The following is a 25,044-nucleotide window of genomic DNA, read 5'->3' on the forward strand; positions in this document are numbered from 1 at the left end:
TCAACGCGCCGCCGTCACGACCGTGCCGCCATGCGCGACGAGGCGCCCATTCTTGTAGACATCGCGCGGCCTGGGCCGGGCCACCACGGCCTCTTGCACGTGCTGGGCGTCGATCACGACGAAGTCCGCCGCCGCGCCCTCGGCCACCCCATAGTCCGGGAGGCCGAGTGCCTGCGCGGCGATGGTGGTCACCATGTTGAAGGCCGCCGCCAGGTCGGCATCGGTGCTGAAGCCGGAGCGGTAGCCGACGATCATGGCGCGCTCCAGGAGGTCGCCGTCGCCGTAGGGCCACCAGGAATCGCGGATGTTGTCATTGCCGGCGAATACATTGACGCCGGCATCGCGCAGCAGCAACACCGGCGGAAACGCATGCGCTCCGGGCGCGTTGGTCAAAATCGCGACCCCGGCCTCGGCGAGTAGCTGCGCGGTGCGCTGAACCACGTCTCGCGGCACCTCGCCGAGAGCATAGGCATGGCTGATCGTGACCTTGCCGCCGAGCCCGAGGGCCTTGGTCCGGCGTGCAATGTTCTCGATCTCGAAGATACCGAGTAAGCCGCCGTCATGCAGGTGAATGTCGATGCCGACTCCGCGCCGGTCGGCAATGCCGAAGACGACGTCGAGATGCCCGTCGATGTCGGCATCGTAACCCGCCGGATCGAGACCGCCGACCAGGTCCGCGCCGGCGCGAACCGCCTCGTCGAGCAGTCCGGCCACGCCCGGCGACGTCACGATGCCGCTTTGCGGAAACGCGACGATCTGGACCGACACCTTGTCGCGGTGCGCGTCACGCGCCGCCATGACCTGCTCGAGATTGCGCAACCCGACCTGAAGGTCGATATCGACGTGGCTGCGCATCCGGGTCGTGCCGTGCGCGACGCAGAGGTCGATCAGCGCCGCCGCCCGCACCGCAATCGGCCTCGCGCCGGCAAGCGCCTCCTTCTCGAACTTGACGCGCTCGCGCACGCTGAAACCAGCGGTGCAGGGGCGGTGGGACTTCCAATCGTCGCCGACGAAGCCCTTGTCGAGGTGGATATGACCATCGACCAGCCCCGGCAACACCAGGCGTCCGGTCAGATCAAGGGTTTCGCCGGCCGCGACCGGCGAGTGCGACGCGATCGAGGTGATGCGGCTGTCGCGCACGGCGATATCGACGGTGCGCCCATCGACCAATCGGGCGTTTCGAAACAGCGTGTCGGCAGTGCTCACTGGTCGTCTCCGGTTCGTTGCAACGGCGAGGCGATCGGGGCCCGATTTGTTTCCATCATGTTGGGACGATGCCATCGGGCAGCGCGCGCGAGAACGCGGCTATGCTTCCAGCAGTGGTGATCCAGATCTCGTCACGCCGCGCCAGGATTGTCTGCAGGGCGCGCCGCAGCGGACGCAGGCGGTGCGGCTGGCCGGCCAGATAGGGGTGCAGCGCAATTCCCATGACGAGCGATTGCCTTTTCGACTGTGCCAGCATCTCCTCGAACGTGTCGGTGATCATGGTGGCGAACTGCTCGCCGAAGTCCTTGCGACCGACGATCGAGGGGATATCGTTCAACTCCTGCGGATAGGGCACTGAAAGGATGCGGCCGCCGTTCCGCGTCGAGAACCACACTGGCTGATCGTCCATGCACCAGTCGAGAAGGTACTCGTAGCCTGCTTCGGCCAGCAGATCGGGTGTGACCTGTGATTGCGAAATCCAGGGCCCCAGCCAGCCGCGCGGCGGCCGCCCTTCGACTCGCGCGATGACATCGGTCGCTTCCGCGATCAATTGCCGCTCCTGGTCGGGCGCAAGCACACCCTGGCGCTCGGAATTGGTACGGCCGTGACCGACAATTTCGTCGCCGCGGGCGCGAAATGCCTCCATGACTTCAGGGCAGTAGTGATAGATGTTGCTGTTTGCGAGCACCGACAGCGGCAGTTCCAACTCATCGAACAGCTCGATCAGGCGCCACACGCCGACGCGGTTGCCATAGTCGCGCCAGGCGTAGTTGAGGACGTCCGGATGCGGACCGCCGGGGCAGAGTTCGGCACCGAGCCCGTCGCCGAACGCGAAACGCTCGAGGTTGAGACCGACATATACGGCAAGCCGCCGTCCTTGCGGCCAATTGAAATCCGGGCGTTGCCCGATCGCGCTGTAGCGATAGCGTCCGTGAGCGGCGAGGACCGGTCCGACAGAATCCGAGCGCAGCACGGCTTCCCCGCGCGACAGGCGGTCGCCATCTTCCGCGATCGAGATCAACACATCGCGGGCCTCGACAATCCTTGGGTCCATCGGAATTTTCCCCGCGCGGTTGATCGCTCGCTTGACATCGGAATATTTTTGAAGAAAGTTTTTACTTCCGTCAAGTCCGCGCATAAGCGGCAGCGGAGGAACTGGCGGCTTCGATGCCGAGGCCGCCATCAGCGGAGGAACACCGAAGATGAACTTCAGGAGCATAGTTTCGTCCGGACCTGCGCGTCGTTGGCCGGTTTGGCACGCCGCAGCGACGATCCTGCTGGCCGCGTTGCCGTTCACGTCCGGCGCTCGCGCGGCCGAACCGATCAAGATCGGCCTGGTGACCGCCCTGTCGGGGCAGTCGGCGCGCGCCGGCGAGGCGCTGACCCGCGGAGCGACGATCGCCATCGAGGAAATCAATGCGAAGGGCGGCGTGCTCGGACGTCCGCTCGAGCTCGTCCGCCGCGACGACGAGAGCAATCCGGCCAAAGGGCTGATCGCCGCGCGCGAGCTGATTCAGCGCGAGAAGGTCGCCGTCCTGGTCGGCGGCCTCGACACGCCGGTCGAGCTCGCCATCGTGCCGTTCGTCAACAACGTCAAGGTGCCGTTCGTCGTGCCGTGGGCCGCCGGGACCAACATCACGCGGAACGGTGCCCCGTCCAACTACGTGTTCCGCGTCTCGGCCATGGACGATGAGGTCGACAAGGCGATCGTCCAGTTCTCGCGCAAGACCTACAATGCGAAGAAGCCCGGGCTCATCCTGGTCAACAATCCCTGGGGCGAGTCGAACGAGCATGGGCTGAAGGCGGCATTGAAGGCCGCAGCAATCGAGCCTGCCGGCGTCGAGAAGTTCGAAGGCAACGACGTCGATGTCGTTTCCCAGCTGTCGCGGCTGAAGCAGGCCGGCGCCGATACGCTCTACCTGGTCGGCAATGTCGGACCGTCCTCCCAAGTTGTGAAATCGCTCGACCGCATGGGCTGGGCGCCGCCGATCGTCTCGCATTGGGGGCCGGCCGGCGGCCGCTTCACCGAGCTCGCCGGGCCGAGCGCGGAGAACGTGATCTTCGTCCAGACCTACAGCTTCTTCGGGAACCTATCGCCGGTCGGCAAGCGAGTGATGTCGGCCCTGCAGGCGAAGTATTCGGACATCAAGGGGCCTGCGGACGTGACGCCGGCGGTTGGCGTCGCCAACGCCTACGATTCCATCCTGGTCATTGCGCGAGCAATCGAAAAGGCCGGTGGCACCGAACCGACCGCCGTCCGTGACGGCTTCTACGCCATCGACCGCGTGGACGGCTTGATCAAGACCTATGAGAAGCCGTTCGCGCAGGACAAGCACGATGCGCTGACGGCGGGCGACTACATCTGGGCGCGGTTCGAGGACAACCACATCATGCCGTTCGCACGGAACTGACCGCGCGAGATCGTCCGACAAACAAGCAGGGTAGTCATCGATGTCATTTCTTCCCGCGGTGATAACAGGACTGGCGCTCGGGAGCATGTACGGGCTGCTTGCGCTTGGCTTTCACGTCACCTACGCCGTCTCCGGCACGGTCAATTTCTCCCAGGGCAGCTCGATGACCCTGGGAGCCGTTGCCGGCTACTTCTTCCTCGTGCTGTGGGGCTGGCCGGCCGCGGCCGGCATTCCCGCCGTTCTGCTCGTCTGCGCGGTCTACGGCCTGCTGATTGAGTGCTTTGCCGTTCGGCCGTTCGTGCAGCGTGGCTCCGACAACTGGCTGATGGCGACCGTTGCGGTCGGCATCATCGTCGACAATGTGATGATGTTCGTCTTCGGCAAGGAGCCGCGCAGCTTTCCGTCCGTCCTGGCGGCCAAGCCGATCCAGATCGTCGAGGGCGCGGGGGTCTATCCGTTGCAACTCCTGATTCCCGTGGTCGGATTGCTGCTGGCGCTGGCACTTCATCTGCTCAGTCGCAGGACGCGTCACGGCGTCGCCATGCTCGCGGTGGTCCAGAACCCGAACGCCGCGCGGCTGATGGGCATCAACGTCAGCGGCGCCATCGCGGCAAGCTACGCGGTCTCGGCGATGCTGGCCGGGGTTGCGGCGCTGCTGATCGCGCCCCTGTTCAACGTGTCCTCGGAAATGGGCACGCTGTTCGGCATCAAGGCCTTCGCGGCGGCGATCATCGGCGGTCTCGGCAGCGCCTGGGGCGTGATGCTGGCCGGGCTCTGCCTCGGCCTGATCGAGGTGTTCGCGACCAACTATCTGGGGTCGGTCTACACCCAGATCATCACATTCGCCTCGGTGATCGCAATTCTTGTCGTCCTCCCCCACGGGCTGCTCGGCCGAGCCGGAGTGAAAAAGGTATGACCTCTCGCGTCTCCGTTCTCGCCGCCGTCGCGGCACTCGCGGCCGCCATCCTCTATGCCGCTGCTGCCGACAGCTACGGCGTATTCCTGGTCGCGACCATCGCGCTGACGGCGATCGCTTGTATCGGCCTCAACGTGCTGCTCGGTCTCGCCGGGCAGATCTCGCTCGGCCACATCGGCTTCATGGCGATCGGGGCCTATACGACCGTGCTCCTGATGGAGAAGGCAGGGTGGCCCTATCTTGCGGCGACGGCTGCAGCGATTGCTCTTGTCAGCGTCGTCGGTAGTCTGCTCGCGATGCCGGCCTTGCGTGTGCGAGGTCCATATCTCGCGATGGTGACAATCGCCTTCGGCTTCATCATCGAGCACGGCACGATCGAGTGGCGCGACCTCACGGGCGGCGGCAACGGCCTGATCCTGACCGCGCCGCCGCAGGTGTTCGGCTTTCCGCTGTCGGAGCGGCATTTGGCGATCGCGGGCATCGTGCTGGTGTTCGCCGGCCTCATCCTGTTCCAGCGCTTGAAGCGCAGCGGCTGGGGCTACGCCATGCGTGCCGCCCGCGACACCGAGGTTGCGACGCGCTCGATCGGCATTGATCTCGTGCGGGTCCGCACCGTGGCGTTCATCATCTCGGCCGCAGCGATGGCACTGGCGGGGGCGCTATTTGCGCCCCTCCAGGGCTATATCAGTCCAAGTTCGTTCCCCTTTCTGCAATCGATCCTGCTGCTGTTCGGCGTCATGGTCGGCGGCGCCGGCTCGGCGCTGGGGCCGGTGATCGGGGCGGCGCTCGTCGTGCTGCTGCCGGAAATGCTGTCCGATCTCGCGGAGTATCGTCTGCTTGCCTTTGGCGTGTTGCTCTTCGCCGTGCTGCGGGTCGCGCCCTCGGGCATCATGGGGCTGATCGAGCAATTCGCGGCAAGGTTCCTGCCGGCGGGATCGAAGGCCGATACGGGCGCGGGGGCCGTCGAGCCGGTCGCCGACCTCAGCATCGGAACCAGCAGCGCGTCGCGTCTTGACGTCGCAAACCTCTCGATCTCGTTCGGCGGTGTCCGCGCCGTGCAGGACGTCTCGTTTACCGCGGAACCCGGCACGGTAACCAGCGTCATCGGCCCCAATGGTGCGGGGAAAACCAGCGCGCTGAATCTGCTTTGCGGCTTCTACCGCCCGAAATCCGGCACCGTGAAGCTTGGCGACCGCGACGTCACCGGCTTGCCGTCGCACCAGCTTGCGCGTGTCGGAGTGGCGCGAACGTTCCAGACGACGCAGCTCTTCGGCTCGCTCTCGATCATCGAGAATGTCCTGCTGGCGGCGACGGCCGGCAAGCTCGGTAACATCGTGTCCGCGCTGCACAATGACGCGCAGGAGCGCCTTGCGCGGTCGCTGTTGCGCTTTGCGGGTGTCGACGGCGATTTGAGCAGACGCGCGGACGCGCTGCCCCATGGCGAGAAGCGACTGGTCGAGATCGCGAGGGCGCTCGCCTTGCGTCCGAAGGTCCTGTTGCTCGACGAGCCGGCCGCGGGTCTTTCGAAGGGCGACAAGCAGCGGCTGACGGTTCTGCTCCGTCGCATCGCGGAGACCGGGATCGCGGTCATCATCGTCGAGCACGACATGCCGATGATCATGTCGCTGAGCGACCTCATCGTCGTTCTCGATGGGGGCAAGCGCATCGCGATCGGCGATGCGGCGGCGATCCGCAACGATCCGCTGGTCCGCAAGGCCTATCTCGGCGATGCGCCGTCGGGTGAGCGGCGCCGCGCGCCGCGCCTGGCGAAACAAGGCACGGCGCTCGAAGTCCGCGCGCTCGATGCCTTCTATGGCCTGTCGCGGGCGCTCGGTGGGATCGACCTTGCCGTCGCGCCCGGCGAGGCCATCGCCGTACTCGGCGCCAACGGAGCGGGCAAAACCACCCTGATGCGCTCGATTGCCGGTCTCGAACCACCGCGGTCGGTCGGCGAGATCCGGCTGTCCGGCGCCCGCGTCGACAAGATGCCGGCGCATATCCGCGCCAGGGCCGGCATCGTGCTGGTGCCTGAAGGACGTCAGGTGTTTCCGGAACTGACGGTGCGGCAGAACTTGCAGCTCGGCGCTTTCGCACGCAAGGGTCTCGAACTCGACGCGGAGATCGACGCGATGTTTGCCCGCTTTCCGCGCCTGAAGGAGCGCATCAACCATCGCGCGGGCCTTTTGTCGGGCGGCGAGCAGCAGATGCTCGCAGTCGCGCGTGGGCTCCTGACCGCGCCCAAGGTCTTCATGCTTGACGAGCCGTCGCTTGGACTGGCGCCGCTTGTCGTCGACGAGTTGTTCGCCTCGTTCGAGCAGCTTCGCGTCGAGGGGATGACCCTGATCGTGGTCGACCAGATGGCCGGGCAAGCCCTTGCGCTTGCCGACAGGGCCTATCTGCTTGAGACCGGCACCATCCTGAAGAGCGGTGCGGCCGAAATCATCGCGGAGGATCCCTCGCTTGAAGCCGCCTATCTCGGCGGAGAGGCCCACGGGAGTAGCATGCCGCGAACCGCAGTGCTCGCGTCCTGACACCATGGTTGCGCAGCGGGAGATCGGTGTGATGCGGCCAGGCAATACGTTTCGCGACCTGCCAGGCGCGCCCGTGTCAGAACGATTCGACGGCGGTGCCGTGATCGAGGTCGGCGTGCTGGCGCGTCGCGCGCTGCGCAGCGGACGGCGCGGCCGCATTGCGGCGGTGTTCGAGCGCAGCCTTTATGCGGTACTCGACGATTGCTGGATCTGCATCGGTGTCAAAGACCTCGGCTCCGGCCCGCTGCATCTTCGGTGCACCGGGATTGAGCCGCGGCTGCTCGTTCCCGGACAAGAGGTTGCGATCGTCGACACGATGCTGCTCGTGGACGGTATGCGGTTTGCCGGCTTCGAGACGGCCTCCGTATGGGCGCCGCCGCCTTCGCCGGAATGGACGCTCGACAGTTTGCGGGCAGGGCTTGCGATGGTCGATCAGGTCTGGCGTCGCTTGCCGGTCGAGCAGGGGCTGGCCACCTCGGGTGGCGCGGAGCCGCCCACAAGGCCGTCGCGGGTGCTCGCTGCCGCGGCGCCGGGGCTCGCCGCGCTCAAACGATTGATCGAGGCCGGGCTTCGCGGAGAGCGATGCGTACCGCGTGACTACCCGGAGATCGTCGAATTGATCGGACTTGGTTCCGGGCTCACGCCATCCGGGGACGACCTGATCGGCGGCGCGCTGGTCGCGCTCGCCGGCCTCGGCCGTCTCGCCACGCGCGACGCGCTGTGGAAGACCTGTCGCGCGCATCTCGGCCGCACCAATCAGATCAGTGCCGCCCACCTGAACAGTGCCGTGCTCGGCTTCGCGGCGGCGGCGCTCCATGAAGCCATCGACGCGACGATTGGCGGACGGGTCGATCGTATCAAGTCCGCGGTCGCGGCGCTGTCGCGGATCGGGCAAAGCTCCGGACTGGATGCGTTTGCAGGTGCGCTGATGGTGTTGCGCGCGATCGAGTGCCGGCTGCTCAACGACAGCGCGCTGCATCATGCCGGCCTCACCGGCAACGGCCCGCCGACGCGATCAATCGCAGGGGCCTAAACGATCATGCGACACAACGGGAATTCGGACGACAGGTTGCGTGTTTGACAAAGTAAAAACTTTCTTACTAAGATCGATGCATCGGATCTCGGGAGGCCGCAAGTGGTGACCAAGCAGGAAGGGACGCCGAGCGGGCGTTTGTTGATGAGCAAGCCGAGCGTGGTGAACGTCGGGCTGGCAGGCTTTGTGAAGGACTTGCGGGACTGCGATGTCGAGGTCGTACAGGTCGACTGGACGCCTCCTGCCGATGGCGATCCCAAAACGGCGGCACTGCTCGCCAAGCTCGGTACGTGAGAGCGCGGCCATGAAGCTGATCGAAGACGCCAACAAGCAGGCGCTGGCCCGCATCCTCGAGGGTGAGCCCAGGCTGATCGATATCGTTCCGGCACGCGACGTGCTGGAAGGGTTGAAGGAACGCATGATCCTTCATGCCGGGCCGCCGATCACCTGGGACCGAATGTGCGGTCCGATGCGTGGCGCGGTGGCAGGCGCCATCGTATTCGAAGGCTGGGCTCCGGATCTTGAAGCCGCCTTCGAACTCGCGGCCGGCGGCGGCGTCGCCTTCCACCCCAATCATCATTTCGGCGCGGTCGGTCCGATGACCGGCATGACCACGGTCTCCATGCCGGTGTTCGTCGTCGAGAACATCAAATATGGCAACCGCGCCTACTGCGCCATCAACGAGGGCCTTGGCAAGGTTATGCGCTTCGGCGGCAATGACGATAGCGTGCTGGCCCGCCTCGGCTGGCTGCGTGATGTATTCGGGCCGGTGCTGGCCAGGGCGATCCGCGCGCATGGCGGGATCGACCTGAAGGCGATCATCGCGCGCGGACTCTCGATGGGCGATGAAATGCACCAGCGCAACCTGGCCTGCTCCAGCGTGTTCCTGCGCGAGATCGGGTCGGCGCTGGCGCGCACCTCGACGGACAACGAGGTTCTCGCAAGCTGCATTGGCTTCATCGCGCAGAACGATCAGTTCTTTCTCAACATCGCGATGGCGATGGGCAAAGCGCTGACCGATCCCGCCAGCGGGATTCGCGGTTCGACGGTGGTGACCGCGATGTGCCGCAACGGAACCGACTTCGGGGTCCGTGTCAGCGGATTGGGCGATCGCTGGTTCACGGCGCCGGTGGAAATGCCGGAAGGACTCTATTTCCCGGGCTATTCGCGCAAGGATGCCAATCCTGACATGGGCGACTCCGCGATCGTCGAGACGGTCGGGCTTGGTGGCTTCGCGATGGCAGCAGCTCCGGCAGTTGCCGGATTCATCGGCGCCGGGGCGCCGTCGTCGGCGGGCAATTTCACGCGGGCAATGAGTGAAATCACCGTCGGGCAGAATCCGGAATGGACGATCCCCGCGCTCGACTTTGCCGGCGTGCCGACCGGTATCGACGTTCGCCTGGTGGTGGATACCGGCCTTGCACCGGTCATCAACACCGGCATCGCGCATCGCGAGCCCGGCATCGGCCAGGTCGGCGCCGGCGTGGTGCGGGCGCCGATGGCCTGCTTCCGGCAGGCCGTCCTCGCCATTGCGGAAGATCTGGGGGTGTCATGAGCGCGTTTGTCCTGAACGAAATTCGCAAGGGCTTCTATCTCGAACTCGGTGGCGTTGATGCGGTTGTCGCGGGAGGTCGCGTCGGCGGCGGGCGTCGTCGAAGCCGCGCTGATGATGGGCACGCCGTCCAACCAGGCGATCCTGCGCAACGCCGGATTGCTCGACGGCGAGGTGATCGCGCAGGGCAATGATCTGATCCTAGCAATCAAAGCCGAAAGCGATGCGGCGGCACGTGCCGCGCTTGCCGAAGCGCAAAAGGCGCTCGACCGTCCAAAGACGAGCAGCACCGGCGAAGCAGCGTGGCGGCCGCGCAGCATTGCCGCGGCCGTCAAGGCCGCACCCGCCGCCAACCTCGCCCTGATCTCCGTTCCCGGCGAGTTCGCCGCGGCGGAAGCGCGCAAGGCGCTGAACCGCGGACTTCATGTCCTGATGTTCAGCGACAATGTCTCGATTGCGGATGAATTGTCGCTGAAACAGCAGGCGCGCGAAGCGGGCCTCTTGATGATGGGGCCGGACTGCGGCACGGCGGTCATCGGCGGCGCGCCGCTCGCCTTCGCCAACCGACTGAAGCGCGGCAGGATCGGGATCATCGGCGCATCCGGGACCGGGACGCAGGAGGTGTCGTGCCTGCTGTCCGAGGCGGGCGAAGGCATTTCCCACGCTATCGGCGTCGGCGGACGGGATTTGAAGAAGGAGATCGGCGGCATCACGACATTGATGGCGATCGACGCCCTTGATGCCGATCCCGAGACCGATCGCGTCGTGCTCATCTCCAAGCCGCCGCATCCGGACGTCGCCCGGGCTGTGCTCGGCCGGATCGGAAACAGCTCGAAGCCCTACACGGTGTGCTTCATCGGCGCCGCCTCGGCGGATCTGCCGTCGAATGCACGCTTTGCCGGTACGTTGAGGGAAGCGGCCGAGAAAACCCTCGGCAACGGCCGGAGCATTGGCGGCAAGTTCGACGCTGCCGCCGTGGCTGCGCGTTTGCCGCCGCGACGCAAGGCGGCGCAGCGGATCGAAGGGCTGTTCGCTGGCGGCACCCTCTGTGCCGAGGCTCAGGTGATCCTTGCCGCGGGCGGTCGCAAGGTGGCATCGAATGCCGCCATTCCCGGCGTCCCGCATTTCAGCGACCCGGAAGCGCAGGGGAGGGACCGCATCGTCGACCTCGGGGCCGACGAATATACCCAGGGCCGGCCGCATCCGATGATCGATCCCTCGGTGCGCGACGATGCCTTGCGGGCGGCGCTGGTCGATCCCGCGGTCGCCGTCATCCTGCTCGATCTCGTGATCGGATACGGCGCACATGACAATCCGGCAGCGCATCTTGCGGCTGTCGTGGCGGGCCGCGCGGATGACGTGCCGGTCCTGGTTGCGTCGGTGACGGGGACCGAGCTCGATCGCCAGTTGCGTTCGGCGCAGATCAGGCTGCTCGAGGACGCCGGCATCGTGGTGGCGCCGTCGAATGCCCAGGCCTGCGACCTTGCTCTCGCTTTTTCCGTCAACGACGTCAGGATGCCGCGCTATGCGAACACTCAATGAGGTCCCGCGCCGTCTCGTGATCGCGATCGGCGGCAATGCCGTCCACCCCGAAGACATCAGCGGCACCTCGGACGAGCAGAAAGCCGTCGCCCAGCATACGGCCGAGGCGCTGCTGCCGCTCGCCGAACTCGACAACGAACTGGTGATCACCCACGGCAACGGGCCGGTGGTGGGCAAGATCATGATGCGCCAGATGCTGACGATGAGCCGGATCCCGCCGATGTCGATGGACATCTGCGTCGCGCACAGCCAGGGTGGCATCGGCTATCTTCTGATGCAGGCGATTGAGAACGTCTTGCGCGCGCATGGCAACGGCCGGCACGTCGCCAGCCTGCTGACCCAGGTCGAGGTCGACGCCAACGATCCCGCCTTCGCCAATCCGACCAAGTTCGTCGGACCGTTTTTCACCGAGCAGGAAGCCCAGCGCATCAGCGCCGAGTTGAACTGGAAAATGCGCGAGGACTCCGGGCGTGGCTGGCGCCATGTCGTGCCGTCTCCGAAACCCAAACATGTCTGCGACATTTCGCTGGTCGACGCGCTGGTCAAGCGCGGCACCATCGTCATCGCAGGCGGCGGCGGCGGTATGCCCGTGATCCGCGACGAACGGGGCGTGCGCACCGGCGTGCCGGCAGTGATCGACAAGGATCTGACCTCGGCCCATATCGCCAACGTGCTTGGTATCGAAGAACTGCTGATCCTGACCGCGGTGCCCCGCGTCGCGATCAATTTTGGCAAGCCCGACAAGAGGGAGCTGGATCAGGTCAGCCTGGCGCAGATTAAGGCCTATCATCGCGAGGGCCATTTTCCGCCGGGAAGCATGGGGCCCAAGGTCGATGCCGCCATCCGCTTTCTCGAAGGTGGTGGCAAGCGCGCGATCATCAGCCACCTCAATTGCGCAATGGCCGCGCTGACCGGCGAGACCGGCACCCACATCGTTCCCTAGCGCTCGTCAGATGCGATGGCGCCGCCATTGATGATGGCCGCCGGGATCTGCCCGGCGGGATACCGATGTCGGTCGGCCGCGAGCACAGGTCCGGATCCATGCCGCCCCGCTCGGGCTGCCTGCGCGCCTATTTCAGCATCGCCGCGACGTTGTCCTTCGTCACAACGTCGAGACCGGTGTGGATGATCGGCGGCGCCTTCTGGCCTTTCTTGATGGCAAGCAGCGTGTCCATCGCTTTCTCGCCCATTTCGAACGGGCGCTGGCCGATCAGCGCATTGGCGTAACCCTCATTCAAAAGCTCAAGCTGCATCTTGAGGGTGTCGGCCACGACGAGCGTGAACTCGCCGGCGTCCATGTCCTTCTTGCTCTTGCTGGCGAACGCCTTGAAGCCTTCGGGCGCGAACATCGGCCAGCCACCGACCGGGATGATGGCTGCAAGGTCGGGAGCAGCGGTGCGCAGATCGGTCATCTGCTGAACGCCGAGCGCGGGATCGTCGTTGCAGAAGGTGGGCGAGCCCCCGACCTCGGTCCACTTCGAGCCCTTGAGTGCCTCGCGCACGCCGTCGACCCGCTCGGCCAGGTTCTCCGCACCCGGCCCGCCGGAGATCATCGCGTATCTGCCGCCATCAGGCCGCAGCTTCAGCAATTGCTTGCCGAGCGCGAGGCCGAACTCCTTGTTGTCGGTGCCGATATAGGCAATCCGCTTCGAGCCCGGCGCGTCCGAGTCGAAGGTGATGACGGGAATGCCGGCTGCACTTGCCGCCTCGATCGACTTGGTCATCGCGGCAACGTCGGCAACCGAGATGGCCAGGCCATCCACCTTTTGAGTGACGAAATCCTGGATGATCTGCGCTTGCGTCGCCGGCTCGTGCTCGACAGGACCCTTGTAGATGCATTCGATGTTGCCGAGCTCCTTGGCGCGTTTCTGGCAGCCGTCGCGCGCGAAATCGAAGAACGGGTTGTTCATGGCCTTGGGCACGATCACGAATCTGTAGCTCTGGGCCAGGCCAGGCGTTGCCATCATGGCGAGGACCGCAGCGGCCAGAAGTGCCTTTCTCATTGTTTCCCTCCACATTTCTTATCGTGCCTATCCGTTCAAATCTGCGGCTCCGGGAGGCGGATAGGCGGACATCCATGATCCTCCAGGACGAACTCTTCAGGCCATGCGCGACCGGAGACGATCGACCAGCACCGCGGCGATGATGATCACGCCCACCAGGGTCTGCTGCCAGTACGAGTTGACCTGCGCGAGCACGAGGCCGTTGCGGATCACCTCGAGCAGCACGCAGCCGACAATGGCCCCGAGCGGGCCGCCGGCGCCGCCCGCGAGATTGGCGCCACCGATGACAGCTGCTGCAATCACGTTGAGCTCATAGGATGTCGCCATGTTCGCCGGCGCCGATCCCAGCCAGCCCGAGACGATGATGCCCTGCAGACCCGCCGCGAGCGCACAGATCACGCAGATCTCGATCTTCACCCGGACGACCGAAATGCCGGTCAGCGCGGCCGCCTTCTCGTTGCCGCCGACGGCAAAGACGTGGCGGCCGAAACCAGTGTGATGCAGCACGACCGCCATCGCCAGCGCGAGAACCACGAGATAGATGAACGGCGCCGGCATGCCGAACACAACGCCGGATGTCAGCGTGTAGAAATATTCGGCGTCGGGGCCGCCGGGAAAACTGCCGCGGCCGTTGGAGACGACGTAGCCCAGGCCGCGCACGATCGAGAGCATGCCGAGCGTGGTGACGAACGGCGACAGTCCAAGCACCGCGATGCAGAAGCCATTGACGAGGCCGACAATCAGCGCGACGCCGAGCCCCGCCAGAACCGAGACGAGCAGAATCAAGCCGGGCATATTGGCAATCACGGTCTTGCCGTCAGGGGCTAAATGCACGAACCACTCCGCGCCGGGCATGCCCGGTGTCGAGACGTGCGTCATCACCATTGAGGTGGTCATCGCTGAAAAGCACATCACGGAGCCGACCGAGAGATCGATGCCGCCCGTGATGATGACGAAGGTCATGCCGAGCGTGGCGATGGCGATGAAGGAAAAGTTCTTCGCCACATTCTGTATGTTGCCTGCGGTCAGGAAATAGGGGCTGGCGAAGTTCATCAGCACGAACAGCGCCGCCAGCGCCAGCAGGACGTAGCCGGTCTGCGAGGCGAACAGGCCGCTGCGCCACCATCTGGCCTTGCCGACATTGGTGAAGGTGAGGGAGATTCCAGGGGCGTGGCCATCACGCAGCCTCCTTCGCTCCCGTGATGAGGGAGGTGACTTCCTCGGGGCTGGTGTCGCCGATCGCCTTGTCGGCGCGCTTCTCGCCGCGCCGCATGACGACGACGCGGTCGCAGACAGCGAACACGTCGGGCATGCGGTGCGAGATCAGCATGACCGCGACGCCCTGTTCCTTCAGGCGATGGATCAGGCCGAGGACCTGCTCGACCTGGCGAACCGAAATCGCGGCGGTCGGCTCGTCCATCATCACCAGCCTGGCGTTGGAGAGCCGCGTCCGCGCGATCGCGACCGCCTGGCGCTGGCCGCCCGACATCTGCTTGACGAGATCGTGCGGGCGGGTCTCCGAGCGCAGCTCGCCGAACAGCTGCAGCGCGCGCGCTGCCATCGCCTTGTGGTCGAGCAAGGCGAATGGACCGAAGCTTGCGCTTGAGCTCGCGGCCGAGGAAGACATTGGCCGCCGCAGTGAGATTGTCGGCGAGTGCGAGGTCCTGGTAGACCACTTCTATGCCGACCGCACGGGCATCGATCGGACGGGCGAAATGAACCGCCTTGCCGTCAAAGCGGATCTCGCCGCGACTTGGCGGAAAGTTGCCGGCAATGATCTTGACGAGCGTCGACTTGCCGGCGCCGTTGTCGCCCATCAGGCCGACCACCTCGCCGGGCGACACGCGGAGGTCGACGCCATGCAACGCGCGAATGGCGCCGAACTCCTTGCCGATGCCCTTCAACTCCAGGACTGCTTGCCCGGCGTCGTGAGGGGTTACCATGGCTGGCTTTGCTCAAGCATGCTGGCCACCTCCGCTCAGAAGTGCACCAGCGTGCGCAGACCGAGAATCCAGGCGTTGTCGGTCTTCACGCCGGCGGCATTGTACCCGCGCCCGCCAGGATGCATCACATACTGGGCGTCGAACTTCAGGTTCATCCAGCCCGTCGCCTGCCACCCGTACCAGGCTTCGATCGGAACTTCGTTTCCTCCGGCGTTGGGCGTGAGCGCAGCCGTATTCACATGGGTCGTACCGACCGCAAAGCCGACTTCGTCCTCCGGGCGCGAGGCGAACGTTCCGGTGTGCCTGAAGCCGAATGCGATCTGGTAATCCTGGTACGACGTGCGGTGGTCGGCGACGGTCGTATTGAGGAAGGTGTACCAGCCCTGTGCCTTGGGACCTTCAACCGTCAGCCGCTGCAGGATCGATTCATAGACGCCATAACGACCGCGCGAATCTCCCGAGATTCTGGTCCGAGACGCCGCCGGTGCCCGGAGAGATCGCAATGATCCCCGGCAGGCCGCCATCAATTGTCGATGCGCTGTCATACCAGCCGCCAAATCTCCAGGTCCCGTTCAACGGACCGCTCGGCGCCCAGACCACCTCAACCGGCACCAGCACGCCCGAGGCGGGGCTAGAGCCGGGGACACCCGGCAGGAAGTAAGTCGCGGAGTCCGACGTCGTCAGGTAGTTCGGGTTGGCGTCGTAGACGCCGACCGAGAGCTGCCATTCCTTGGCGAAGTTGTAGTGCACCACACCGGCCCATTGGCTCACCGGCCAATTGTAGATGTAGCCACCCTGGATGTTGCCGGGCTGGCCGCCGCAGAAGGTCAGGTTGATGAACTCGCAGAGACCAAAGAAGAAGTCGGAGCCGACCGGGAGACGGCCGCCCTTGAGTTCAAGGCGATCATCGAGCAGCTTCTGCGAGTAGTAGAGTTCGGTCAGGCGAAGAATGCTGCCGCGGCCGAACACTTCGTTGGTTAGTTGGAGCGCCGGAATTCCCGCCTCGTCATTCAGGTTGCGGCCGAAGCGGTCGACCAGCGTGAGGCCAACCGTGCCGCCATGGATGCCGGCAAGTTTTGCCATGTCGAACTTGGCCTGAAAGAAAAGCTGTCCGGCTTGGGTCGCAGTGTTCCTGTTGCCGCCCGACAAATTGCCGACGGCTTCGTCGCCCAGCGTCAGGGCCAGCGAGATCCCTCGCTCCTTTAGTTGCGTCCTGCCGAGATCGCCGAACAGATATGGTCTTGTCCAGAAGTCATCGGTCTCGGTGTAAGGCACCGGCGGAGCCTTCGTCATGAGATCGGCCGCATGCGCGCCGCCGCCGCTGAACAGAGATAACAACGCCAACGCCATCCCCACGCCGCACGCCCGCGCGGTGTTTACAGACCTAAGTGACATTTTCTGCACTCCCAGCGTCCCCGGCTTTGTCTATTTTTGTGCCACGTTCCCGCCCAAAGCCCTTCAGCGGGGAACGCGATAGTTTCAATTCATCGCTCTATCAATCAGAGATGGAATTCGCGCACGCAAAGCCCTCCGAGACGGTCGCGAGGGTCTGCCTGCGGCTCACTGGGCCAGGCTTGCTGCGCCAAATTGGATACGAGCGCCGCGAGCTTGATCGATCTTGCGCCTCGAACTCCTTCCCCTCGTTCCTCTACTCAAGCCGCCGCGACCATATTCCCGGTCCGGGTTCTTCCTTTTCGAGTTGTCATGCCTGATCGCCCGTCGTCGTCGGCAACGCAGCTGCGCTATGCGAAGCTGCGCCTTGCAGAATTGTGCTTTCCTTCGATCTTGGTGCAGTGCGGGCGAGGCCTGCGAGCGCGGCCTTGCGCCGTCGACGGGCCTGCAATTGCTGATCCGCCAGCACACCGATCAGGATCACGGTCCCCATCACCGCGAAGTTCAGCGAATTGGGAATGCCGAGGATGTTCACGAGGTTCTGCAGCACCTGCAGCAACGCCGTCCCGAGCACGATGCCCAGAATGGAGCCCTCGCCGCCGCGCAGGCTGCAGCCGCCGAGGACGGCCGCCGCGATCGCATAGAGTTCGTAGAAGTTGCCGAAGGAACTCGGAGAAACCGAGTTGGTGTAGAACACGAACATCACGGTCGAGACGCCGGCGAGCCCGCCGCTGATGACATAGGCGGTGGCGATCACGAGGTTGGTGTTGATGCCGGAGAAGCGCGCCGCTTCCTCGTTCTTGCCCACGGCATAAAGCCAGCGCCCGTAGACCGAGCGGTGCAACAGCACGCCGAGGATCAGCGCAAGGATGATCAGGAAGATGAAGGTGTTCGGGATGCCCGCAATATTGCCGGAGGCGATATTGCTCAGGGTGCTCGCCTCGTCGCCGTAGCCAAAGCCGCGCGTCGAATCGCTGGTGTAATAGCGCGCGGCGCCGCGATAGATCAGCAGCCCGCACAGCGTCACGATGAAGGGCTGCATTTTCAGCCGTGTAATCAGGAAGCCCTGGATGCCGCCCAGCGCAAGCCCGCCCATCAGGACCAGCACCAGCGCGAACGGCCAGGGCACCTGATAGGTCGTCAGCAGGTCGACGAAGATGACGCCGAGTAGCGCGAACATCGAGCCGAGCGAAAGATCGATTCCGCCGGTGATGATGACGAGGCCTTCACCGAGCGCGAACACGCCGAACAGGCCGATCAGATTGGCCATGTTCAGCAGATTCACGAACGACAGGAAGGCCGGATTGATCGCGCCGGTGATGGCGGAGATCACCGCCAGCAGCAAGAACAGGCCGAGTTCCTTCTTCATCATGGCGCAGCGGCCTCCATGGTTTCGAGCGCCTGGCCGACCGCCAGCCTCAACACGTTGTATTCGCTGAACTGGTCGCGCTCGATCACGCCGCTGACACTGCCTTCATGCATCACCGCCACCCGGTCGGAGACGCCGATCACTTCCTCCATGTCCGAGGAGATCATCACGATCGCGACGCCCTGGTCGGCGAGGCTGCGCATCAGCGCATAGATCTCGCTCTTGGCGCCGACATCGATGCCGCGGGTCGGCTCGTCGAAGAACATCACGCGCGGCTGCATGGAGAGCCACTTGCCCAGCACTACTTTCTGCTGGTTGCCGCCGGAGAGCGTCACGGCTTCGATGTCGATGCTCGGCGCCTTGATGGACAGCCGCCTGGCCTGGTCTTTGGCGATTCTGCGCTCGGCCGCCCCGTTGACCAGCCACATCCGCGCATGATCCAGCAGGCTCGCGAGCGTCACGTTCTCCCGGATCGGCAGTTCCAGCACCAGACCGGATTTCTTGCGATCCTCCGGCACCAGGTAGATCCCTTGCCTGATCGCGTCCCGCGGCGAGGCGACGCCGACCGGCGCGTTGTCGATCCGGATCTCGCCGCCCAGCAGCGGATCGACGCCGAACACCGCGCGGGCAAGCGAGGTGCGGCCGGCGCCGACGAGCCCGGCGAGGCCGAGGATCTCGCCGCGCCGCACGGACAGATTGATCTGCCGGTCGGGAAAGGCAGTGGTCACGACGCCGGCGATATCGCAGCCGCCGGGCTGCGGCGTGCAGGACGGCGGTGTATACAGCGCCTTCAGGTCGCGGCCGATCATCAGCCGGATCATGCCGGCGTGGCTGAGCTCGTCGCGCGCCAATTCCCCCACCGTGCGCCCGTCGCGCAGCACCACGACGCGATCGGCGCAGCTCATGATCTCGCCGAGCCGGTGAGAGATGTAGATCACCGAGATGCCGTGCGTCTTCAGGTCGGCAATCACCTCAAGCAGCCGCTCCGTCTCCGAAATCGTCAGGCTGGAGGTCGGTTCGTCCATGATGATGACGCGGGCGTCGATCGAGAGCGCCTTGGCTATCTCCACCATCTGACGCTCCGCGATCGACAAATTCTCGACCAGCGTGCCCGGCGTGAAATCGGCGCCCAGCCGTTCCAGCAGCGGCATCACGCGGGCGTGCATCTGCACATTGTCCACCAGCTTCAGCGGGCCGCCGGCCAGCTTCTCGCGTCCGATGAAGACATTGGCCGCGACGTCGAGATTGTCGAACAGGTTCAGTTCCTGGTGCACGAAGGCGATGCCACATCGCGTCGCCTCGGTCACCGTCATCCGGGCGTGCTCGGTGCCGCCGATGCGGATCACGCCGGTGCTCGGCGCGATCACGCCGGCCAGCACGCGCATCAGCGTCGATTTGCCGGCGCCGTTCTCGCCGATCAGGCCCAGCACCTCGCCGCGATTGACGCGCAAATTGACGTCGTCGAGCGCCCTGACGCCGGGATAGGTCTTGCTGATTCCGCTGAGTTCCAGCAGCGTTTCCGCCATTCGCATGTCCTCCTGCACAACGCCCGGCGGCCTGTGGCGGCCGGGCGTTGAAGCCGACTGACGTTACTTCTTGAGCAGTTCCTTCAGATGTGCGGCGAACTCCGCGACGTTGGTCTTGCTGATCACCTTGGTCGGCACGATCAGCTTGCTGTCCTTCGGAATCCAGGACTTGTCGCCGTTCAGCGTCTTGATGATGTTGGTGGCGGAGAGATAGCCGAACTCGTAGGGCTGCTGCACGACCGTGGCTTCGATCGTGCCGTCGGAAATGCCGCGCAGCGTCCGCTGGTCCTCGTCGAAGCCGGCGATCTTGACCTTGCCGGCCTTGCCTGCGGCCTTCACCGCGTCATAGATCAGCGGCGTCTCGTAGCTCCATAGGCCGGACAGCAGCGCGATGTCGGGATATTTGACGAGCACGTTCTCCATGTTCGCCTTGGCCTTGGCGAAGTCCACCTGGTCGGTGAACACGTCGACCAGTTCGACCTTGGTGCCGGCGATCGCTTCCTTGATGCCCTGCACCCGCTCGCGGGCGTTGTCGGCGTCCATCGTTCCGACGAACAGTGCGATCTTGCCGCCGTTCGGCAGCGCCTTCTTGATCTCCTCGCCGGCCTGTCGCCCCGCCGCGACGTTGTCGGTGCCGATATAGGCGAGGCGATTGCTCTGCGGCGCGTCGCTGTCCGTGGTGATCAGCACGGTCTTGGCCGCAACCTTGTTGAGTTCTTCGGTTGCATGCGGTGCATCGTCGACCGAGATCGAGATACCGGCGACGCCGCGCACCAGCAGATCGTCCAGTTCGCGCCGCTGGCCGGCCGCCGTCCCTTCATTGGTGACGATCAATTCGATATTGTAGTCCGGGTGCTCCTTCTGCGCCTTCTCAAGCCCACGGCCCGCGATGGTCCAGAAGTCGGCCGCGACATTGGTCACCAGCGCGATGGTCTTTTTCTGCTGTGCCTGTGCTACCCCCGTCGCCATGGCGAGCGCGGCAGCGCCCGCCATGAGCGGCACGATCAATTTTCTGGTTGAGACATTCATATGCACCTCCCTGTCGACACCCCCGGTGAGGGGATTTCACGCCCGGCGCTTTTCACGCCTTATTTTATTCACGTAACTAATAAATTAGCGCGACAAAATGTCCAGTCAAGGATGTTCATGATCACGCCTTCGGCCAATAATAGTATGGGAGTGATGTTTTTCAGTCGCTATCCGCGCTTTTTGACCCACAAACGAGTAGCCTGCGTTGAATAATTTCATCAAGCGAATTAAAAAGCGCAATATGAACGAACAGCCCGAGCCGTTGAGACGTGCTTCGAGCCTGGCCCGCGGATCGAACCCCGGCCGTCTCGTCGAGGTACTGCGACGCCAGGGGCCGTTGCCGCGGGTCGAGCTCGCACGCAGCACGGGCCTGAGCTTCCCCGCCATTTCGGCCATCACGTCGAAGCTGATGGCGGAGGACCTGCTGTGCGAAGCCGAGACAGATGCGGCGACGCTGTGGCCCGACGACGCCGACGAAGAGGACGCGGATGGTGGCCGTCGCCGCGGCCGGCCGGCAGTCCTGCTGACCCTGAATCCCGAATTTGGCCGCATCATCGCGGTCTCGCTGCGCATGAATCTGGTCGAGACACTGATCGCCGATTTCAGCGGCTCCGCCCTGGCGCAATCGCGACTTGAACTCGCGACGCGCGCGCTCGATGCAAGCGCACTATGCGAGTTCGTGATCGCACAGATCGACGCCATGCTTGAGGCGACCGCCACGCCGCGACATCGCTTGCTCGGAATCGGAATAGCGCTGCAGGGCATCGTCGACGGCGATACCGGCCGGCATCTGTGGAGCCCGGCGCTGTCGATCACCGACGTCGATCTTGCCAAGCCGATCCACCAGGCGTTCGCTGTCGAAGTCGTGATGGCGAACGACGCGGTCGCGGTCGCGCTGTCCCTCGCTGCCGCCGAACCGGCACTGGCGCAGGGCCTCACGGCCACGATCATGGTGGGCCACGGCGTCGGCATGGGCATCATTGTCGACGGTGAAGCGCGCTGGGGTGCCGGCGCGGGCAGTGAGATCGGTCATGTCAAATTGGCGCTGAACGGCCCGCAATGCCGCTGCGGTCAGCGCGGCTGCATCGAGGCCCATCTTGCCGACTATGCGCTTTACCGCGATGCCCGCACCTTTCTCGACCTGCCGCCGGCGGCGTCGCAGCAACCGTCCGAGGCGCAGATGGCTCTGTTGCGCGATCGGGCGCGGAGCGGCGATTCCCGTCTCGAGCACTTGTTCCAGCAGGCGGGTCACGCGCTTGCCGAAGCGGTCGCCACGACGATATCGGTGCTGCGCCCGCATCATGTCATCCTCGCAGGTCCCGGCCTGCAGGCATTCGACATGATGCGCAGTGCCTATGAGGAGAGGCTCGACCAGGCGGTGCTGCCGTGGCTGCTCAAGTCCACGGCAATATATGTGCGTCCAAGCGAGTCGGCGACCATCGTCGACGGCATGGTGCGGCGGACGCTGCGGGTCGTGGACCGCAGCCTCATGGAGACAACCGAGTGAACCTCGGAATCTGTGGCCCTTTTGCCTGAGCCGCAGCAACGCAACCGACGCCCTTCAGGCGCCAATATCGAGAGGATGCCAATGCAGGGCGCCATCTATCCAAGTCTCAAGGACCGGACCGTACTGGTCACCGGCGGCGGTTCCGGCATCGGCGAGGCGATCGTCCGCCGGTTCATCGGCCAGGGCGCGCGGGTCGGATTCATCGATATCGATCTGACGTCGTCGGAGCAGCTACTGTCCGATCTCAGGGCACAAGCCCGCGTGCACTTCGAACATGCCGATCTGCGCGACATCGGCGCGCTGCGGCGCGCGGTCGCCGGCATCCGCGAGGCGCTCGGGCCGGTCACCATCCTGGTCAACAATGCGGCCCGCGATGATCGTCACGCGATCGAGGACGTCACACCGGAATTCTGGGACGAGCGGATCGCCGTCAACCTGAAGCACCAGTTCTTCAGCGCCCAGGCGGTCGCGCCGGACATGAAGCAGGCAGGGGGCGGTTCGATCGTCAACATCGGCTCGGTGAGCTGGGTGATCGGCCAGGGCAACATGCCCTGCTACACAACGGCCAAATCAGCCGTTCAGGGCCTCACCCGGGCGCTAGCCCGCGATCTCGGGCCGCACAACATACGGGTCAATTCCATCCTGCCCGGATGGATCATGACCCAGCGGCAGCAGGATCTGTGGTTGACGTCTGAAGGCGTGGCCGAACTGATGCAGCGCCAATGCCTCAAGCGCAAGCTCGTGCCTGATGATATCGCCCGCGTCGTGCTGTTCTTCGCCGCCGATGACAGCGGTGCCTGCACCAACCAGAGCCACATCGTCGATGGTGGCTGGGTCTAGCGCTTCAGGTAATCCGGCAAGGTAAACCCGTCATAGAAGCGGTCGGACAGGATCGTGGTCTTGAACGTCTGTGATTTGTAGCCGGCGACGATGTCCTGCGCCCACGGCGAGCCCGCATTGGCCTGCTTCACCGCGACCACATTGATATAGGGCGTTGTCATCTTCTCCAGGGCGAATGCATTGGTCAGCTTCAAGCCGCTGTAGATCGCGAAGTTGCCCTGGATGGCGGCGAAATCAACGTCATCGAGCGCGCGCGCCGCCTGTGCCGCTTCCAGCGGCACGATCTTGATGCCGCCGGGGTTCTTGATCACGTCCAGTTCGCTGACATCGACCGGCTTGGAGTCGCGAATCTCGACGAGGCCGAGATCGCGCAGGATCCAGAGCGCACGCTGCAGATTGACGGGATCGTTGGGCACGGCCACGGTCGAACCGGGCTTGATCGGCGAGCCGACCGGGTGCTTCTTCGAGTAAAGCCCCATCGGGGGCGTCGGGACGTGGACGATGCCGACGAGGTCGGTTTGCTGCCGCTCGTTGTACGAGTTCAGGAAGATCGTGTGCTGCATGACGTTGGCGTCGATCTCGCCCTTGAACACCGCGTTGTTGGCTTCCAGCCCGGTCGAAAACTCGACATAGCGGACACGGTAGCCCTTCTTCTCGAGTTCCGGCGCGACGCCAACCTTGAATTCGTCGATGTAGGGGCCCGGCACGAAGCCGACTTTCAGATCGGATTTGGCTGATGTCTCCGCGTGCAGGGCGGCGCCGGTAAGAGCACCGACAATGAGCAGGGTCGAAAGCAACAGGACGCGCGCAGTGGTCATTGAATTCTCAAATCCTTAGACTGTGGGCAAAGAGCGATCCGGCCGACGCGGGGTCGGCGGTTTCGATCACGTCAGGCGATCGCCTTGATCGATCCGGAAAACACGCTTTGCGGCCGGCTCAGTCCGTAATGGTCGCGCAGCGTCGTGCCGCTGTACTCGTCGCGGAACAGGCCGCGCTTGCGCAGGATCGGCACGACCTGCTCGGCGAAGATGTCGAATCCGCCGGGTAGCCAGGGCGGCATCACGTTGAAGCCGTCGGCCGCGCCATTCTCGAACCAGGTCTGGATGTTGTCGGCGATCTTCTCCGGCGGGCCCGCGATCACCCAGTGGCCGCGCGCCCCGGCGAGACGCTGCACGAGCTGGCGGATGGTCGGCTGCTCGCGATCGACGATGTCGACCACGAGCTTGAAACGGCTGGCGACCCCGCGGGCGCTGCCGGTGTCGATCAGGTGGCGCGGAAAGGGACCGTCGAGGTCGAAGCCGGAGAGGTCGAGCCCGATCATCTGGCGAAGTTGGGTCAACGAGTATTCCGGCTGGATCAGCTCGTTGAACTCGTCCTGCAACAGGTCGGCTTCGGCCTGCGTGCTAGCGATGAACGGACTGATGCCCGGCAGGATCCTGACCTGATCGGGGCTGCGGTCGAACGCGCGTGCCTGCCGCTTGATGTCCGCATAAAACTCCTGGGCGCTCGCCAGCGTCTGATGCGCGGTGAAGATCGCTTCGGCATAGCGCGCGGCAAAGGCGCGTCCGTCATCAGACGAACCCGCCTGGACATAGACCGGCCGTCCCTGCGGCGTCCGCGAGATGTTGAGCGGGCCGCGCACCCGGAAGTGCTTTCCGACGTGATCGATCGGATGGATCTTTCCCGTGTCGGCGAAAATGCCGGATGCGGGATCGTTCACCACGGCGTCGTCTTCCCAGCTGTCCCACAGCCGCGTGATGACATCGATATATTCCCGCGCCCGCTCGTAGCGTTCGTGGTGAGGTGGATGCTCGGGCAAGCCAAAGTTCTGCGCCGCCTGTGCCGTGCTGGTCGTGACGATGTTCCAGCCGGCCCGGCCGCCGCTGAGGTGATCGAGTGACGCGAACAGGCGCGCCAGATTGTAGGGCTCGGTATAGGTCGTCGACGCGGTCGCGATCAGGCCGATCCGTTTCGTGGCGACGGCGATCGCGGCCAGCCAGGTGATCGGCTCGAACCGGAAGCGTTGTGCGTAGCGAACATTGTCGGCGAGCACGGGGCCGTCGGCGAAGAAGATCGCGTCGAATTTCTGCGCCTCGGCACGCTGCGCCAGCTCCTGGTAATAGCTGACGTCAAGGATGCGATCCGCCGCAGACCCCTTGTAGCGCCACGCCGCCTCGTGATGGCCGCCGGGATAAATAAAGAGGTTAAGGGAAAGCTGTCGTTTGCTCATCTCGGATCTCGTGA

The 25,044-nt window shown here is 64.7% G+C and carries 18 protein-coding genes and 3 pseudogenes; 10 read left to right on the plus strand and 11 right to left on the minus strand.

From position 1 onward, the window contains the following. Both ACSKB9_RS32555 and ACSKB9_RS32560 read right to left on the minus strand, forming a co-directional pair. The gene (locus ACSKB9_RS32555; protein WP_438078269.1) at positions 1-1,206 is read right to left on the minus strand and encodes an amidohydrolase family protein; all 1,206 of its coding nucleotides are present in this window, start codon (positions 1,204-1,206) and stop codon (positions 1-3) included. A gap of 55 nt (positions 1,207-1,261) precedes the next feature. Further along, on the minus strand, positions 1,262-2,260 hold the full coding sequence (locus ACSKB9_RS32560) for a polysaccharide deacetylase family protein (protein WP_438078271.1): 999 nt from the start codon (positions 2,258-2,260) through the stop codon (positions 1,262-1,264). 232 nt (positions 2,261-2,492) lie between these two features. Here ACSKB9_RS32560 and ACSKB9_RS32565 point away from each other — a divergent pair, with 232 nt between their 5' ends. The 8 genes from ACSKB9_RS32565 (at position 2,493) to arcC (ending at position 12,134) form a co-directional block, all read left to right on the plus strand. Then, positions 2,493-3,617, plus strand: a complete 1,125-nt coding sequence (locus tag ACSKB9_RS32565) for an ABC transporter substrate-binding protein (protein WP_438080500.1) — start codon at positions 2,493-2,495, stop codon at positions 3,615-3,617. Positions 3,618-3,657: 40 nt separating this feature from the next. Beyond that, positions 3,658-4,533 carry a branched-chain amino acid ABC transporter permease gene (locus ACSKB9_RS32570; RefSeq protein ID WP_438078273.1) on the plus strand — a complete coding sequence of 292 codons (876 nt, stop codon included), beginning with the start codon at positions 3,658-3,660 and terminating at the stop codon, positions 4,531-4,533. After that, complete coding sequence (locus ACSKB9_RS32575; protein ID WP_438078275.1) at positions 4,530-7,064, plus strand: branched-chain amino acid ABC transporter ATP-binding protein/permease; 2,535 nt, start codon at positions 4,530-4,532, stop codon at positions 7,062-7,064. Before ACSKB9_RS32570 ends, ACSKB9_RS32575 begins: the two co-directional genes overlap by 4 nt. A gap of 73 nt (positions 7,065-7,137) precedes the next feature. Then, positions 7,138-8,097 (plus strand): DUF2877 domain-containing protein, encoded by a 960-nt coding sequence (locus ACSKB9_RS32580; RefSeq protein ID WP_438078277.1) that lies wholly within the window; start codon positions 7,138-7,140, stop codon positions 8,095-8,097. Positions 8,098-8,199: 102 nt separating this feature from the next. After that, positions 8,200-8,391, plus strand: a complete 192-nt coding sequence (locus tag ACSKB9_RS32585) for a hypothetical protein (RefSeq protein WP_438078279.1) — start codon at positions 8,200-8,202, stop codon at positions 8,389-8,391. Positions 8,392-8,401: 10 nt separating this feature from the next. Beyond that, complete coding sequence (locus ACSKB9_RS32590) at positions 8,402-9,652, plus strand: DUF1116 domain-containing protein (protein WP_438078280.1); 1,251 nt, start codon at positions 8,402-8,404, stop codon at positions 9,650-9,652. A 57-nt stretch (positions 9,653-9,709) separates the two neighbouring features. Next, positions 9,710-11,191 (plus strand): acyl-CoA synthetase FdrA, encoded by a 1,482-nt coding sequence (gene fdrA / locus ACSKB9_RS32595; RefSeq protein ID WP_438078282.1) that lies wholly within the window; start codon positions 9,710-9,712, stop codon positions 11,189-11,191. Beyond that, entirely contained in the window at positions 11,175-12,134 is a 960-nt protein-coding gene (gene arcC / locus ACSKB9_RS32600; protein WP_253606986.1) for a carbamate kinase, read from the plus strand. Before fdrA ends, arcC begins: the two co-directional genes overlap by 17 nt. A 127-nt stretch (positions 12,135-12,261) precedes the next feature. Here the strand turns inward: arcC and ACSKB9_RS32605 are convergent, their stop codons facing one another. From ACSKB9_RS32605 to ACSKB9_RS32635, 7 genes and pseudogenes are all read right to left on the minus strand, one after another. Then, positions 12,262-13,194 (minus strand): sugar-binding protein, encoded by a 933-nt coding sequence (locus ACSKB9_RS32605; RefSeq protein ID WP_253606987.1) that lies wholly within the window; start codon positions 13,192-13,194, stop codon positions 12,262-12,264. A gap of 96 nt (positions 13,195-13,290) precedes the next feature. Next, a pseudogene (locus ACSKB9_RS32610) lies at positions 13,291-14,372 on the minus strand (ABC transporter permease). Continuing rightward, positions 14,372-15,011: pseudogene (locus tag ACSKB9_RS32615) on the minus strand (ATP-binding cassette domain-containing protein). The pseudogenes ACSKB9_RS32610 and ACSKB9_RS32615 overlap by 1 nt, the downstream one beginning before the upstream one ends. 161 nt (positions 15,012-15,172) lie before the next feature. Then, positions 15,173-16,532: pseudogene (locus tag ACSKB9_RS32620) on the minus strand (carbohydrate porin). Between the two features lie 307 nt (positions 16,533-16,839). Next, positions 16,840-17,901 (minus strand): ABC transporter permease, encoded by a 1,062-nt coding sequence (locus tag ACSKB9_RS32625; protein WP_438078285.1) that lies wholly within the window; start codon positions 17,899-17,901, stop codon positions 16,840-16,842. After that, complete coding sequence (locus ACSKB9_RS32630; protein ID WP_438078287.1) at positions 17,898-19,424, minus strand: sugar ABC transporter ATP-binding protein; 1,527 nt, start codon at positions 19,422-19,424, stop codon at positions 17,898-17,900. The genes ACSKB9_RS32625 and ACSKB9_RS32630 overlap by 4 nt, the downstream gene beginning before the upstream one ends. A gap of 63 nt (positions 19,425-19,487) precedes the next feature. Further along, the gene (locus tag ACSKB9_RS32635) at positions 19,488-20,453 is read right to left on the minus strand and encodes a sugar-binding protein (RefSeq protein WP_438078289.1); all 966 of its coding nucleotides are present in this window, start codon (positions 20,451-20,453) and stop codon (positions 19,488-19,490) included. A 241-nt stretch (positions 20,454-20,694) separates the two neighbouring features. Between ACSKB9_RS32635 and ACSKB9_RS32640 the strand changes: the two genes are divergently transcribed. After that, positions 20,695-21,960 carry an ROK family protein gene (locus tag ACSKB9_RS32640; protein WP_438078291.1) on the plus strand — a complete coding sequence of 422 codons (1,266 nt, stop codon included), beginning with the start codon at positions 20,695-20,697 and terminating at the stop codon, positions 21,958-21,960. A gap of 81 nt (positions 21,961-22,041) precedes the next feature. Further along, positions 22,042-22,800, plus strand: a complete 759-nt coding sequence (locus ACSKB9_RS32645; protein ID WP_438078293.1) for an SDR family NAD(P)-dependent oxidoreductase — start codon at positions 22,042-22,044, stop codon at positions 22,798-22,800. On the opposite strand, the gene ACSKB9_RS32650 is transcribed toward ACSKB9_RS32645, so the two are convergent. Then, positions 22,797-23,618, minus strand: coding sequence for a MetQ/NlpA family ABC transporter substrate-binding protein (locus ACSKB9_RS32650; protein ID WP_438078295.1), 822 nt, complete (start codon positions 23,616-23,618; stop codon positions 22,797-22,799). The two genes, ACSKB9_RS32645 and ACSKB9_RS32650, sit on opposite strands and share 4 nt — an antisense overlap. A gap of 71 nt (positions 23,619-23,689) precedes the next feature. After that, on the minus strand, positions 23,690-25,030 hold the full coding sequence (locus ACSKB9_RS32655; RefSeq protein ID WP_438078297.1) for an LLM class flavin-dependent oxidoreductase: 1,341 nt from the start codon (positions 25,028-25,030) through the stop codon (positions 23,690-23,692). Positions 25,031-25,044: the final 14 nt, after the last annotated feature.

The organism is Bradyrhizobium sp. BR 1433, from assembly GCF_051547665.1.
Classification (GTDB): Bacteria; Pseudomonadota; Alphaproteobacteria; order Rhizobiales; family Xanthobacteraceae; genus Bradyrhizobium; species Bradyrhizobium australafricanum.

Excerpts from the sequence above, each read along its gene's own strand:
- ACSKB9_RS32630 (WP_438078287.1), bottom strand. The coding sequence starts at position 19,424 with ATGGCGGAAACGCTGCTGGAACTCAGCGGAATCAGCAAGACCTATCCC.
- ACSKB9_RS32570 (WP_438078273.1), top strand. The coding sequence starts at position 3,658 with ATGTCATTTCTTCCCGCGGTGATAACAGGACTGGCGCTCGGGAGCATG.
- ACSKB9_RS32625 (WP_438078285.1), bottom strand. The coding sequence starts at position 17,901 with ATGATGAAGAAGGAACTCGGCCTGTTCTTGCTGCTGGCGGTGATCTCC.
- ACSKB9_RS32645 (WP_438078293.1), top strand. The coding sequence starts at position 22,042 with ATGCAGGGCGCCATCTATCCAAGTCTCAAGGACCGGACCGTACTGGTC.
- ACSKB9_RS32655 (WP_438078297.1), bottom strand. The coding sequence starts at position 25,030 with ATGAGCAAACGACAGCTTTCCCTTAACCTCTTTATTTATCCCGGCGGC.
- ACSKB9_RS32635 (WP_438078289.1), bottom strand. The coding sequence starts at position 20,453 with ATGAATGTCTCAACCAGAAAATTGATCGTGCCGCTCATGGCGGGCGCT.
- ACSKB9_RS32650 (WP_438078295.1), bottom strand. The coding sequence starts at position 23,618 with ATGACCACTGCGCGCGTCCTGTTGCTTTCGACCCTGCTCATTGTCGGT.
- arcC (WP_253606986.1), top strand. The coding sequence starts at position 11,175 with ATGCGAACACTCAATGAGGTCCCGCGCCGTCTCGTGATCGCGATCGGC.
- ACSKB9_RS32590 (WP_438078280.1), top strand. The coding sequence starts at position 8,402 with ATGAAGCTGATCGAAGACGCCAACAAGCAGGCGCTGGCCCGCATCCTC.
- ACSKB9_RS32575 (WP_438078275.1), top strand. The coding sequence starts at position 4,530 with ATGACCTCTCGCGTCTCCGTTCTCGCCGCCGTCGCGGCACTCGCGGCC.
- fdrA (WP_438078282.1), top strand. The coding sequence starts at position 9,710 with ATGCGGTTGTCGCGGGAGGTCGCGTCGGCGGCGGGCGTCGTCGAAGCC.
- ACSKB9_RS32605 (WP_253606987.1), bottom strand. The coding sequence starts at position 13,194 with ATGAGAAAGGCACTTCTGGCCGCTGCGGTCCTCGCCATGATGGCAACG.
- ACSKB9_RS32560 (WP_438078271.1), bottom strand. The coding sequence starts at position 2,260 with ATGGACCCAAGGATTGTCGAGGCCCGCGATGTGTTGATCTCGATCGCG.
- ACSKB9_RS32640 (WP_438078291.1), top strand. The coding sequence starts at position 20,695 with ATGAACGAACAGCCCGAGCCGTTGAGACGTGCTTCGAGCCTGGCCCGC.